Here is an 11,147-nt window from a genome sequence, read left to right on the forward strand (position 1 = left end):
GCCAGGCAATCAATTCGCCGTACAGCAAAGGACCGAGGGTTCCATGCGCAAGCTTCAGCAGGTCGTGATCGCAGCAGTGGCGGCCGCCGGCGGTCTGTCCGCCGTCGGCGCCACCCCCGCGGTGGCCGACTCCTACGACAGTGGGCCGCAGGTGTCCAACCACTACCGCCCCTACCAGGAGTGCAGCCCGCAGACGGTGTCCGAGAACGACGTCCCGATCGGCGTGCTCGGCCTCGCCGACACCCTCGACACCACCTGCGGCCAGTACAACCAGGCCTTCACCGGCTGAGTCCGGCGGCTGTCGCAGGAAGGAAGGCGCATCACGTGTTCAGCGGGAAGAAGATCGCGGCCGTCTCGGGACTCGTCGGCGGCATCGCCGCGGCCTGTGTCGGGCTCACCCCGGCCTACGCCGCGGTGGGTCCGGGCAAGTGCACCGACGACCTCATGGGCAACCTCACCTGCACCCAGCGGATCAGGGGCGAGGTTCCCGAGGACGGGGTCATGCAGCACCAGGAGACCTGCAAGCCGGTACAGCCCGTGCAACTGCCCGCCGTACTCGGGCAGGGGACGGAGCGGCTCGGCCCCGAAGTGACCTGTTCCCCCACGACCGTGGGGGTGGCGCCGGTGGAGAGGGGTGACGAGCAGGAACCGTCCACCGGTCCGTTCGGCGTCATGAGCCGGATCCTCCCGGTCGGCGTCCGGTAGCGCTTATACGGCAGACGGGGCTGACGCGCCACACGCCGAGTGGAGATCCTCGATGGCTACGCAACGTGTGTATATGCTCACATTAAGTAGTCAAGCCGGGCGCTCCCGCCTGGACAAGAAAGGGTCAATCATGCGTAAGTTTCAGCGCGTCGCACTCGTAGCGGCGACGGTCGCGGGGCTCTCCCTCCTCGGTGCCGGGGTCAGCTCCGCCGCCGGTGGCGAGGACGCGCCCCCGCAGATCACCGCCGTGGCCAACTCGACTGCCAACGCCCTGGCCGTCGGCGGCGGTTACTACGCCGCTCCGCAGGCGCAGCCCGAGGCCCAGCCGGAGGGCCAGCCGCAGGAGCAGGGGAACCCCGGTCCGGAGCAGGGTGGTTACGACCAGAACCAGGGTGGCGAGTAAAGAAGCACCCCGCACGAACTCGGCATCCTCCGCCGGCACGGCCTCGCGCCGCCCGCCGGTGTGCTGAGTGACAACCATGGCGAAGGCAGCCCGGACGCACCCCGACTCCGTCGGGGGTCGCGTCCGGGCTGCGTTGCTTCGCCTTTCGGAAAGGAAGACAACTCATGTTCCCCTCGCGGAAGATCGCCACGGTCTCCGGGCTCCTCGGGAGCCTCGCCGCGCTCTGTGCCGGCGCCGGGCACGCGTACGCGGACCCGTCCCCGGGTGACTGCAGGACCACCGCCCAGGGCGGCACCGTCTGCGTGCGCAAGAGCGAGACGCACGTCGACAAGAACGGCACCCACGTCCTCAAGCAGGCCCAGGACTGCTCGACCTCCGACCGCCCGCAGGTGCTGTTCCCGGGGGACGGGGCGGCCGGCGACGGCTCCGCCGCCGTGGGGGAGGTCGTCGACTGCTCCAACAAGGCGGAACTGCCCAAGGGCTTCAAGAGGCCGCACATCGAGTTCTGAGCGCCGGAAACGACAATCCCCGGTGTCCCGACCGACGGCCGGGACACCGGGGATTGTCGTTGAACGCTACTTTTGACGCTACTTTCCGAACGAGTTGTTGCAGCCCATGGACGAGCCCAGGGACGACTGCTGCGCACCCGAGTTGCCCTCGCCGTTCAGCAGGTTGCCGCCCAGGCCGTTGAGGATGCCGACCTCGCCGAGAATGTCGAGGTTCAGGTCGTGCGACCGGCAGGTGCTGCTCTGCTGGACGTTGAATTCGTCGCCGCCCTTCTTGCCCCAGCCCTGGTCGGCCTGGGCGGAGCCGGCACCCAGGAGTCCGAGGCTCCCGAACGCGGTGACGATTACGGCGGCGGTGCGGAGCTTGTGCATGTCATCTCCGATGTGGAATGGGGTGGATGCGATTCTGGGGGGAAATCGCCATCTGTGTCATAAAGGCTGATACGAAATACCCGGCGCGACCGGACGGCGCGCCGATTGCGGTGGTAATTCGCCGCCTTGGCGACCCCCGGCGCACACGAATGGTCCCGGCGCCCGGCGTTCGGCCCGGCGTCGGGACCATGAGCCGTCCGGCGCCGTGGCGCCGGACGGGGCCTCGGAAGGCCGCTGTCAGCGACCTCAGAAGGCGCTGTTGTTGCAGCCCATCGTCGAACCGAGGTTGGTGGCCTGGGCGCCCGGGTTGCCCTCGCCGTTCAGGGCGCTGCCCAGCAGGCCGTTGAGCAGGCCGACCTCGCCGAGGACGTCCAGGTTCAGGTCGTGCGACTTGCAGTGCGAGCTCTGGTTGATGTTGAACTTGTCGCCCTGGCCGTGGCCCTCGCCGCCGGCGTAGGCCGTGCCGCTGACGAGGCCGATGCTGCTGAGCGCGGCGACCAGGACGGCGGCGTTGCGAAGCTTGCGCATGTCATCTCCGTGGAGTGGGGGGTTGCGATCTGTGCCAGATCGACTTTTTACAGTTACGGGAGATTAGTACGTAATAGGGCAAATCCGGCAGCGACGCGCTGTTGTTTCGAGCACGCGGCAGAAACACCCGAAAAGTCGTATGGCCGCTGGCGGAGCCGCCAACTGCAGCCGTCAGCCCTGGTGTTGCGCGCTGGCGAGGGCGTTCGACTGGCTGTTGGCCTGGGTGCAGTCGACGCCCCGGGTCTGGGAGGCCGCGAGCAGCGCGACCGGGATGTTCGCGTCGAGCAGGGACTGCGGGCTGCACTCCTGGTACGGACGGAACATGTTGCTCTGGGTCACCGGGCCGCCCTGCGCGACCTGCTGCGGGGCCTGGGGCGAGATCTGGGGGCTGATCTGCGGGTTCAGCTGCGGGTTGAGCTGCGGGGCGACCTCGGTGCCGCGCTGCGGGGCCGGTTGCGCGGCCGGCGTGCCGTACGTCTGCGCGGTCGCCTGGGCGGAGGTGGCCGCGGCGGCCTGGGCGTCCGGCTGGGAGACCGGCGTCGGCCCGGTCCCGTAGGAGACGGGTGCCGCGGAACTGGGCCCGGCACCGACGGCGGTCAGACCGCCGGCTGCTGCGACGATGAGCGCGACTTGCCGAAACTTGCGCATGGAATCCTCGGCCCTTCATGTGATCTGTGCTCGGAACCTGATGAAATGACTGATGAGGAAGCGCGGTTATCGCTTCAATGCCGTCCGGGCGGCCGGTACGGACGTTCGCCCTCACCCCCGTGAGGAACGAGGGGTCCGCGGGCCCGGATACGGCCCCGATGTCGTGTCACCCGTTTGCCGAAAGGCATATGAGCTGCAATTGCCATGCCGATGACGGCAATTGGGTGACGGAACTTTGAATACCCGTGACCATGGCGCGGCGTTCCTCGTTCCGGTGGGGAGAGGGCGGTGGTCGAGGGCCTGAAGGCATTGAGGCGAATCGCTGCCGGCTCCGATGCGAAGTTCGCGTGCCGCTCAGGAGTACCGCTGCTGAAAGTGCAGGGCATTGACCGCACCGGCTGCACGCGCGACCGCACCGAACGCAATGGACTTTCTCATCCAGGTATCGAAGGGCCGAGGGTTTCATGCGCAAGCTTCACAGGGCCGCGCTCGTTCTGGCAGCGGCCAGTGGTCTGTCCGCCATCGGCGCGGGCGTCAGCTATGCCGACGCTCCCGTCGGATATGGCGGTCCGGCCCCGGCGCCGGCTCCGGACCAGCCGTATCCCCAGGCTCCGCCCCCGGCACCGCAGCAGGCCGGTTACGCCGCCGGCCAGACACAGGGCTCGGCGCAGGCCACCGTCCCCGCCTACCCGCAGCAGCAGGCCGCGCCGCCCCCGCAGTACCAGCCGGCCCCGCCGCCGCAGTACCAGCCGGCGCCGCAGTACCAGCAGGCTCCGCCGCAGTACCCCCAGCAGGGCGGTTACGCCTCCGCCTCGGCCTCGTCGCAGGGCTCGGCCCAGGCCACCGCCGCTCCCTCCTACCCGCAGCAGGCGGCCCCGCCGCAGTACGCCCCGGCACCGCAGTACGCCCCGCCGCAGGCCGCTCCCGCCTACCCGCCGCAGTACGCCCCGGCGCCGCAGTACGCCCCGCCGCAGTCCGCGCCGCCGCAGGTCGTCCCGCAGGTCATGCCCCAGGTCATGCCGCAGGTCGCCCCGCAGCTGGCCGTTCCCCAGGGTTCCGCGGCGGACGGGCCGACGCGGGTCACGCCGCAGGTCAACCCCCAGGTGAACCCGCAGGTGAACCCGCTCGTCAATCCGATCCTCGGCGCACCGGCCGTACCCGGTCTGGCCCCGGTCGGGCTCGGCCAGGTCGCGGCGCCCCCCGTGGGCCAACTCGGCCTGCCACGGCTCGGCTGACACATCGTCATATTTTTCGGATCTTTCCTCGAACCGCAGCGGATCCCCATCCGCTCGACCTACGGAGAACCCATGCGCAAGCTCCACAAGGTGGCCCTCGTGGGCGCCGCCGTCCTCGGCAGCGTCTGCTCGGTCGGCGGCGGCACCGCCTTCGCCCACGGCGAGCCGGGCCACGACATCGACGTCACGCAGGGCACCGAGTGCCGCTCGCACGACATGAACATCGAGGTGCTCGGCAACGTCAGCGCCCTCACCGGACTGGCGGGCAACCTGCTGAACGGCGAAGGCAACCCGGGTGCCCAGCAGAGCCACCTCGGCTCGGACATGGGCTGCAACAACCAGGCCCTCTGATCCGGCCGGACGGCAGATGCCGCCACCTCTTGCCAATCCTCAGCAACCACGACAGTTACACCGAGTCCGGGTGAGTGCCCGCGACGCGTCTGGAAGGGCAGGGAACCCATGAAACGGGCTACCCGAAACAGTGTGATCGCCATGGCCGTCGCCTCTGGCGCGATGGCAGTCGCGGGGACGGCCCATGCCGACTCCGCCGCCGACGGGTCCGCGAGCGGCTCGCCCGGACTGGGCTCCGGCAACACCATCCAGTTGCCGGTGGACATCCCGGTCAACGTGTGCGGCAACACCGTGGACGTGGTCGGGCTGCTCAACCCCGCGATGGGCAACAAGTGCTCCAACACGGGTCACCAGGCGGCGGGGCAGACGGGCTCCCGGACGTCGGGCGGGGCCACGGCCCACGGCAGCACCCACGACTCGCCGGGCGTCCTGTCCGGCAACGACCTCCAGATCCCCGTCCACGCGCCCGTGAACCTCACCGGCAACAGCGTGAACGTGGTGGGGGTCGGCAACCCCGTCTTCGGCAACGAGTCCAGCAACGACTCCTACGGCGGTCCCGACACGCCCACCCCGTCGGCACCGACCACGCCGCGCGTCCACCAGCAGCCGCACCACCCGGCCAAGGCGCACCCGAGGCAGACCACGGTCGTACGGCACCGGACGACCGAGACCCTCGCCCACACCGGGGCGACGAGCCCCTGGGCGCCGGGTCTCGTGAGCCTCGCCTCGCTGGCGGCCGGAGCGGTGCTGTACCGCCGCTTCCGTCCCGGGACGGGCAGCGCACCGTACGCCTAGACCGGCACCGCGCGCGATGACCGCAGGGCCGGCCGCAGCAGGCCCCGGCCGAACGTGACGCGGCTGGCCCCGAGTTCGCCGAACCCGGCGGGCGAGGGGCCCGAGCCGTCCGCCCGGACGGGCCCGCTCACCCGTGCTGCCCCGGCGTGTAGTGCCCCGGAACCATGCGGGTCGTCACCGCGAACCGGTTCCAGGAGTTGATCACGACGATCGAGGCGATCAGCTGGGTCAGCTGCGCCTCGTCGAAGTGCTTGGCGGCCCGCTCGTAGACCTCGTCCGGCACGAATCCGTCGGTCAACACCGTGATCGCCTCGGTCAATTCGATCGCGGCGAGTTCCTGCTCCGTGTAGAAGTGCTTCGACTCCTCCCAGGCGCTGAGCTGGACGATGCGCTGCACGCTCTCGCCCGCCGCGATCGCGTCCTTGGTGTGCATGTCGAGGCAGAACGCGCAGTGGTTGAGCTGCGAGGCGCGGATCTTCACCAGCTCGAACAGCTTCGCGTCCAGGCCCTTACGGGCCGCTCCGTCCAGGCGGACCATCGCCTTGTAGACCTCGGGCGCGTGCTGTGCCCAGGCCAGGCGGGGGGTGTGCTCGGGAGCGTACTCGGCGGTGTGTTCTGTGGTCATACCTCGACCCTACGAGCAGGGCAGCCCAGGGGTATGGTCCATTTCCATGGCGAAAACTCGGGCCACTCAGGGAGCCCTGGGCATCGACCTGCACCTGGAACCGGCCGGTCCCGGCCTGCGCCGGGGCCTGACCGACGCCCTGCGCCAGGCCGTCCGCAGCGGCCGGCTGGCCCCCGGTACCCGGCTGCCCTCGTCCCGCTCCCTCGCCGCCGACCTGGCCATCGCCCGCAACACCGTCGCCGACGCCTACGCCGACCTGGTCGCCGAGGGCTGGCTCACCGCCAGACAGGGCTCCGGAACCCGGGTCGCGACCGGCGTACCGGCCCTGCCACCTGACCCGCGTACCACGGCCGAGGCCGCCACGACGGTCCACCGCCCCGCCTACGACCTGCGGGCCGGCTTCCCCGACCTCTCCGCCTTCCCGCGCGCCGAGTGGCTCAAGGCGGCCCGCCGCGCCCTCACCGCCGCCCCCAACGAGGCGTTCGGCTACGGCGACCCGCGTGGCCGCGTCGAACTGCGCACCGCGCTCGCCGCCTACCTCGCCCGTGCCCGGGGCGTGCGCGCCGACCCCGAACGCATCGTGGTCTGCGCCGGGTTCTCGCACGCCCTGAGCCTGCTGGGCCGGACGCTGGCGGCGCGCGGCGCGGACACGGTCGCCGTGGAGTCGTACGGGCTCGACGAGCACTGGCGGCTGCTGACCGCGGCCGGGCTGCGCCAGGTCCCGCTGCCCATGGACGACCTGGGCACGGACACCGGCGCGCTGGGGCCCGGTCCGGCCGCGGTGCTGCTGACCCCCTCGCACCAGTTCCCGCTCGGCCTGCCGCTGCACCACGACCGCCGGGCCGCGGTCGTGGACTGGGCGCGGCGCACCGGCGGCCTGGTCCTGGAGGACGACTACGACGGCGAGTTCCGCTACGACCGCAGGCCCGTCGGCGCCCTCCAGGGCCTCGCCCCCGACGAGGTGGTCTACCTGGGCACCGCCAGCAAGTCCCTGGCCCCGGGGCTGCGGCTGGCCTGGATGGTGCTGCCGCCGGCCGTGGCCCGCGAGGTGACCCGGGTCAAGGGCGAGGTGGACACCTGCGGCGCGCCGGACCAGCTGACCCTGGCCGAGTTCATCGGCTCCGGCGGCTACGACCGCCATGTCCGCGCCTCCCGTACCCGCTACCGGCGGCGCCGGGACGCCCTGGTCGCCGCGCTCGCCGAACGCGCCCCGGCGATCCGGGTCACCGGCATCGCGGCGGGCCTGCACGTGGTGCTCAGGCTCCCGCCCGGCTCCGTGGCCCGGGTGATCCGGGCCGCCGCCGCCCGCGGCCTCGCCGTGGAGGGCCTCACCCCGCGCCACCGCCACCCCGCGGCCGCCGTCGAGGCGCCCGACGCCCTCGTGCTCGGCTACGGCACCCCCGCCGACCACGCCTGGTCCGGCGCGCTGGACACCCTGTGCGCGGTACTGTCCGACCCCGCTGTGATCAGCGTCGCCTGACGGCACGGAGGCTGCCCGCACCGGTCCGAGGCGCCGCTCCGTGCGGTCGGGGAGCCGGGCGGCGAGGTCGGTGGTCGCCGTGACGGCGGGTGCCGGGTCATCGGGCGGTCTTCTGCACCGCGTCCGGCCCGGCCGTCGTGGGCTCCCGCAGGGCGCGCATCTGCGCGGCCGTCTTCAGCAGCATCTCGTCGTACTCCGCGGCCGGGTCGGAGTCCAGGACGATCGCCCCGCCCGCGCCCAGCCGCATCCGGCCGCCCGCCAGCACCGCCGTGCGGATCACGATGCTGAGGTCGGCGCCGCCGCTGCACCCGAGGTAGCCGAGAGCCCCCGAGTACACACCCCGGGCCGCGGTCTCCAGGGAGTCGATGATCTCCGTCGCGCGCAGCTTCGGGGCCCCGGTCACCGACCCGCCCGGGAAGCAGGCCCGCACGCAGTCCACGGCGTCCGTCCCGGCCCGCAGCCGCCCGGTCACCGTCGACACCAGCTGGTGCACGGTCGCGTACGACTCGGTGTGCAAGAGGCGGGGGACCCGCACGGTTCCGGTACGGCAGACCCGGCCCAGGTCGTTGCGGAGCACATCGACGGTCATCAGGTTCTCGGCGCGGGTCCTGGCGTCCGCCGCCAGCGCGTCCCGCAGCCGCTCGTCCTCGAACGGGGTCGCCCCGCGCGGCGCGGTCCCCCTGACGGGCCTGGCCTCGGCCACCCCGTCCCGGGTGATCCGCAGGAACCGCTCCGGCGAGGCACCGGCCACCTCCAGCTCGCCGAACCGCAGGAAGGCCGCGTACGGCGCCGGGTCGACGCGGCGCAGCTCCCGGTAGAAGGCGTACGGGTCGGGCGGGGCGGGCAGCCGGGCCGCGTTGGTCAGGCACACCTCGTAGCTGGTGCCGGCCCGCAGTTCCCGCCGGCAGGCCTCGATGTCGGCGAGGTAGCCGGCCCGGTCCCGCAGCAGCCAGGGCTCGGCGGCCGCCAGGTCGGGCGCCTCGGCGGCGGGCGGCACCGGCCGGCCGGTGCCCGGGGTCAGGAAGGTGAGCCGGGCCAGCACGGCCTCCAGCCACTCAGCCGCCTCCCGGGCCGCCTGCGGGGTGTCCTCGGCCAGGCAGACCGCGTAGGTGACGTCCTCCTCGTGGTCCACGGCGAGCAGCCGGTCGGCGAACAGCCAGCAGGCGTCCGGGGTCTCCGCCTTGTGCGTGTTCGGGGAGCCGCAGTCCGCCTTGGTCTCGTAGCCGAAGTAGCCGACGTAGCCGCCGGTGAAGTCGAAGGGCAGGTCGCCGGCGTCCACCCGGCGGCTGGTCAGCTGCCGCTTCAGGTAGTCGAAGACGCTCGCCGACACCTTGCGCGGCGGCCGTCCGGCCCGCTCCACCTCGCACCGCCCGGCCGTCACGTCGTACCGCACGAACTCGGCGAGCGGACCGCTGTCGTCACCGAGGAAGGAGAACCGCGAGCGGCTCCGCTCGACGAGGGAGCTGTCCAGCCAGAACGAGCGGGCCGAGGCGGCGAAGAGCCGGCCGAAGGCGGCCTCCGTGTCGACGGCGCCGGCGATCCGGCGGGTGTGCAGCCGGTACGCGGACGTGTCGCCCCGGCGGGGGCGGGGGATGGTCGTGCCGGGCCGGGGGACGGCGGCTTCGGCCGGCGGGACGGCGGTGTTCTTGGAACGCGCCCGGCGGGCCCGGCGCGCCGTCAGGTTGCGGAAGTTCACCAGCATGCGGTGGCCGTACTCGGTGAACACCGACTCCGGGTGGAACTGCACGCCCCACAAGGGCCGTTGGCGGTGGCGCAGGCCCATCAGGACGCCGTCCTCGGCCCAGGCGGTGGCCTCCAGGGCGGCGGGCAGCGGCTCGTGCACCGCCAGGGAGTGGCAGCGCACGGCCGTGAAGTCCTGGGTCAGTCCCTCGAACAGGTCCCGGCCGTCGTGCCGCACTCTGCTCAGGTGACCGTGCCGGGGCTGCGGGGCGGGCAGCACCCTGGCGTCCTCGCCGAGCGCGATGCCCTGGTGGCCCAGGCCCACCCCGAGCACGGGCACCGTCGCCTCGGCGATCACCCGGGCACTGATGCCGAAGTCACGGCCGTTCTCCGGATGCCCGGGTCCCGGGGACACCACCACGTTGTCGACTCCCGCGAGCCGGGACAGCGCGCCGTCCCCGTCGTCGTTGCGGACCACCACCGGTTCCTCGCCGTTGACCTCGGCGAGCAACTGGAACAGGTTGTAGGTGGACGAGTCGTCATTGTCGATGAGCAGGGTCTTCACCCGCCCACCTCCCTCGGATCGTTCCCGGCGCCCGGAGCGGCGGGCAACTGGCCACGGTGTCCTCTACGGAAGGGACACGACGCGCGTTCAGGGAACGTCGACGAGGTGACGGGACCGCCCGTCCGTTCACGGCCTCAGTCCGCCGCGGCCGTCTCCGGTGCCTCCCCGAACCGCGCCAGCGCCAGCGCACCCGCCACGGCCACCGCGAAGCCGAGCACCGCCAGCCAGGTCAGGCCCTCCCGGGTGCGGTCGCCGAGCCATACGACGCCCACCGCCGCCGGGCCGATCGTCTCGCCGATGACCATGCCGGCCGTCGCCGTGGTCACCGAGCCGCGCTGGAGCGCCGAGGTCAGCAGCATGAAGGCGCCACCACCGCCGACGAGGAGGGCGTACGTCGCCGGATTGGTGAGAAGGTCCGGCAGCCGCAGCGTGTCGATCAGCCGTACCGACACCTCCACCACCCCGAACCCGAACCCCGCCCCGAGGCCCAGGACCAGCGCCCGCCCCCGCCCCGACAGCCGGCCGCCGGCCAGCCCGAGCAGCAGCACGCCCAGGGCGATCCCGAGCATCGTCCACTTCAACGCCGTCGACCCGGCCCGGTCCCCCTCCGGCCCCGAGGCCAGCCCCAGCATCGCGAGCCCCGCGCACACCACCGCCACGGCGCCCCACTCCACCCCGCTGAGCCGCACCCGCAGCAGCCGCGCCGCGACCACCGCCGTCACCGCGAGCGACGAGGCCAGGGCCGCGCTCACCGCGTAGATGGGGAGTGACCGCAGGGCCAGGATCTGGAAGACGAACCCCAGCCCGTCCAGGCCGAGCCCGACGACGTACCGCCACTGCCGCACCGCCCGCAGCAGCAGTGCGGCCTCCCCGCCGGCACCGTCACCGGCCTCCCGCGCGGCCACCGCCTGAAGAACCGTCGCCGTACCGAAGCAGACCGCCGCCGCGAGGGCGCACACCATTCCGAAGAGCACAGAGGGACTGTAGGGGAGTCGGGCGAGCGGTGACCGGGCGGGAGGGCGAGAAGCGGGTCCGGGGCGCCCCGGACCCGCTCCTTTCCGTTCCGCCGCAGGTCAGCTCGCGCCGGCGAGCCAGGCGGTGGCGTTCAGGGCGAGCGCCGCGTTGGTGGCGCCGGAGTCGTTCCAGCCGTCGTACAGCTTGTTGCCGGACTGGCCGGTGCCGTCGTCGATCGGTGAGCTGTCGCCCCAGAAGGCGACCCGGCCGCTGCCGAAGGTGCTGGTGAGGAAGAACGCG

At 72.4% G+C, this 11,147-nt stretch carries 14 protein-coding genes and 1 pseudogene; 8 read left to right on the plus strand and 7 right to left on the minus strand.

Features of this window, described 5'->3' with window-relative positions; translation table 11 throughout:
- Window positions 1–43 precede the first annotated feature (43 nt).
- The 4 genes from AB0G52_RS30825 to AB0G52_RS30840 all read left to right on the plus strand — a co-directional run bounded on the left by AB0G52_RS30825 (window position 44) and on the right by AB0G52_RS30840 (window position 1,617).
- Complete coding sequence (locus AB0G52_RS30825) at window positions 44–289, plus strand: hypothetical protein (protein WP_132892896.1); 246 nt, start codon at window positions 44–46, stop codon at window positions 287–289.
- 35 nt (window positions 290–324) lie between these two features.
- Window positions 325–705: a hypothetical protein gene (locus AB0G52_RS30830; RefSeq protein WP_132892895.1), complete on the plus strand. Its 381-nt coding sequence runs from the start codon at window positions 325–327 to the stop codon at window positions 703–705.
- 130 nt (window positions 706–835) lie between these two features.
- Window positions 836–1,108 (plus strand): hypothetical protein, encoded by a 273-nt coding sequence (locus AB0G52_RS30835; protein ID WP_132892893.1) that lies wholly within the window; start codon window positions 836–838, stop codon window positions 1,106–1,108.
- Window positions 1,109–1,272: 164 nt separating this feature from the next.
- Window positions 1,273–1,617, plus strand: coding sequence for a hypothetical protein (locus tag AB0G52_RS30840; RefSeq protein ID WP_132892891.1), 345 nt, complete (start codon window positions 1,273–1,275; stop codon window positions 1,615–1,617).
- 78 nt (window positions 1,618–1,695) lie between these two features.
- Here AB0G52_RS30840 and AB0G52_RS30845 read toward each other — a convergent pair whose 3' ends face one another.
- The 3 genes from AB0G52_RS30845 to AB0G52_RS30855 form a co-directional block, all read right to left on the minus strand.
- The gene (locus AB0G52_RS30845; RefSeq protein WP_132892889.1) at window positions 1,696–1,986 is read right to left on the minus strand and encodes a hypothetical protein; all 291 of its coding nucleotides are present in this window, start codon (window positions 1,984–1,986) and stop codon (window positions 1,696–1,698) included.
- 246 nt (window positions 1,987–2,232) lie between these two features.
- Window positions 2,233–2,514 (minus strand): hypothetical protein, encoded by a 282-nt coding sequence (locus AB0G52_RS30850; RefSeq protein ID WP_046727336.1) that lies wholly within the window; start codon window positions 2,512–2,514, stop codon window positions 2,233–2,235.
- Window positions 2,515–2,685: 171 nt separating this feature from the next.
- On the minus strand, window positions 2,686–3,162 hold the full coding sequence (locus AB0G52_RS30855; RefSeq protein ID WP_132892887.1) for a hypothetical protein: 477 nt from the start codon (window positions 3,160–3,162) through the stop codon (window positions 2,686–2,688).
- Between the two features lie 464 nt (window positions 3,163–3,626).
- Between AB0G52_RS30855 and AB0G52_RS30860 the strand changes: the two genes are divergently transcribed.
- The 3 genes from AB0G52_RS30860 (at window position 3,627) to AB0G52_RS30870 (ending at window position 5,543) form a co-directional block, all read left to right on the plus strand.
- Window positions 3,627–4,397, plus strand: a complete 771-nt coding sequence (locus AB0G52_RS30860; protein WP_132892885.1) for a hypothetical protein — start codon at window positions 3,627–3,629, stop codon at window positions 4,395–4,397.
- 72 nt (window positions 4,398–4,469) lie between these two features.
- Window positions 4,470–4,748, plus strand: coding sequence for a hypothetical protein (locus AB0G52_RS30865; RefSeq protein ID WP_132892884.1), 279 nt, complete (start codon window positions 4,470–4,472; stop codon window positions 4,746–4,748).
- 141 nt (window positions 4,749–4,889) lie between these two features.
- The gene (locus tag AB0G52_RS30870) at window positions 4,890–5,543 is read left to right on the plus strand and encodes a chaplin (protein WP_361340723.1); all 654 of its coding nucleotides are present in this window, start codon (window positions 4,890–4,892) and stop codon (window positions 5,541–5,543) included.
- Window positions 5,544–5,670: 127 nt separating this feature from the next.
- Here AB0G52_RS30870 and AB0G52_RS30875 read toward each other — a convergent pair whose 3' ends face one another.
- On the minus strand, window positions 5,671–6,168 hold the full coding sequence (locus AB0G52_RS30875) for a carboxymuconolactone decarboxylase family protein (protein WP_132892880.1): 498 nt from the start codon (window positions 6,166–6,168) through the stop codon (window positions 5,671–5,673).
- A gap of 46 nt (window positions 6,169–6,214) precedes the next feature.
- Here AB0G52_RS30875 and AB0G52_RS30880 point away from each other — a divergent pair, with 46 nt between their 5' ends.
- On the plus strand, window positions 6,215–7,648 hold the full coding sequence (locus tag AB0G52_RS30880; protein ID WP_132892878.1) for a PLP-dependent aminotransferase family protein: 1,434 nt from the start codon (window positions 6,215–6,217) through the stop codon (window positions 7,646–7,648).
- A gap of 97 nt (window positions 7,649–7,745) precedes the next feature.
- Here AB0G52_RS30880 and pabB read toward each other — a convergent pair whose 3' ends face one another.
- From pabB to AB0G52_RS30895, 3 genes and pseudogenes are all read right to left on the minus strand, one after another.
- Window positions 7,746–9,893 carry an aminodeoxychorismate synthase component I gene (pabB, locus tag AB0G52_RS30885; RefSeq protein WP_361340726.1) on the minus strand — a complete coding sequence of 716 codons (2,148 nt, stop codon included), beginning with the start codon at window positions 9,891–9,893 and terminating at the stop codon, window positions 7,746–7,748.
- A gap of 134 nt (window positions 9,894–10,027) precedes the next feature.
- Complete coding sequence (locus AB0G52_RS30890; RefSeq protein WP_361340741.1) at window positions 10,028–10,855, minus strand: DMT family transporter; 828 nt, start codon at window positions 10,853–10,855, stop codon at window positions 10,028–10,030.
- 111 nt (window positions 10,856–10,966) lie between these two features.
- Window positions 10,967–11,147 (minus strand): annotated as a pseudogene (locus AB0G52_RS30895) (hydrolase); the annotation flags it as partial.

It is taken from the genome of Streptomyces sp. NPDC021562 (assembly GCF_040640875.1).
Lineage (GTDB): Bacteria > Actinomycetota > Actinomycetes > Streptomycetales > Streptomycetaceae > Streptomyces.

Excerpts from the sequence above, each read along its gene's own strand:
- AB0G52_RS30825 (WP_132892896.1), top strand. The coding sequence starts at position 44 with ATGCGCAAGCTTCAGCAGGTCGTGATCGCAGCAGTGGCGGCCGCCGGC.
- AB0G52_RS30835 (WP_132892893.1), top strand. The coding sequence starts at position 836 with ATGCGTAAGTTTCAGCGCGTCGCACTCGTAGCGGCGACGGTCGCGGGG.
- AB0G52_RS30840 (WP_132892891.1), top strand. The coding sequence starts at position 1,273 with ATGTTCCCCTCGCGGAAGATCGCCACGGTCTCCGGGCTCCTCGGGAGC.
- AB0G52_RS30845 (WP_132892889.1), bottom strand. The coding sequence starts at position 1,986 with ATGCACAAGCTCCGCACCGCCGCCGTAATCGTCACCGCGTTCGGGAGC.
- AB0G52_RS30850 (WP_046727336.1), bottom strand. The coding sequence starts at position 2,514 with ATGCGCAAGCTTCGCAACGCCGCCGTCCTGGTCGCCGCGCTCAGCAGC.
- AB0G52_RS30855 (WP_132892887.1), bottom strand. The coding sequence starts at position 3,162 with ATGCGCAAGTTTCGGCAAGTCGCGCTCATCGTCGCAGCAGCCGGCGGT.
- AB0G52_RS30860 (WP_132892885.1), top strand. The coding sequence starts at position 3,627 with ATGCGCAAGCTTCACAGGGCCGCGCTCGTTCTGGCAGCGGCCAGTGGT.
- AB0G52_RS30865 (WP_132892884.1), top strand. The coding sequence starts at position 4,470 with ATGCGCAAGCTCCACAAGGTGGCCCTCGTGGGCGCCGCCGTCCTCGGC.
- AB0G52_RS30870 (WP_361340723.1), top strand. The coding sequence starts at position 4,890 with ATGGCCGTCGCCTCTGGCGCGATGGCAGTCGCGGGGACGGCCCATGCC.
- AB0G52_RS30875 (WP_132892880.1), bottom strand. The coding sequence starts at position 6,168 with ATGACCACAGAACACACCGCCGAGTACGCTCCCGAGCACACCCCCCGC.
- AB0G52_RS30880 (WP_132892878.1), top strand. The coding sequence starts at position 6,215 with ATGGCGAAAACTCGGGCCACTCAGGGAGCCCTGGGCATCGACCTGCAC.
- AB0G52_RS30890 (WP_361340741.1), bottom strand. The coding sequence starts at position 10,855 with ATGGTGTGCGCCCTCGCGGCGGCGGTCTGCTTCGGTACGGCGACGGTT.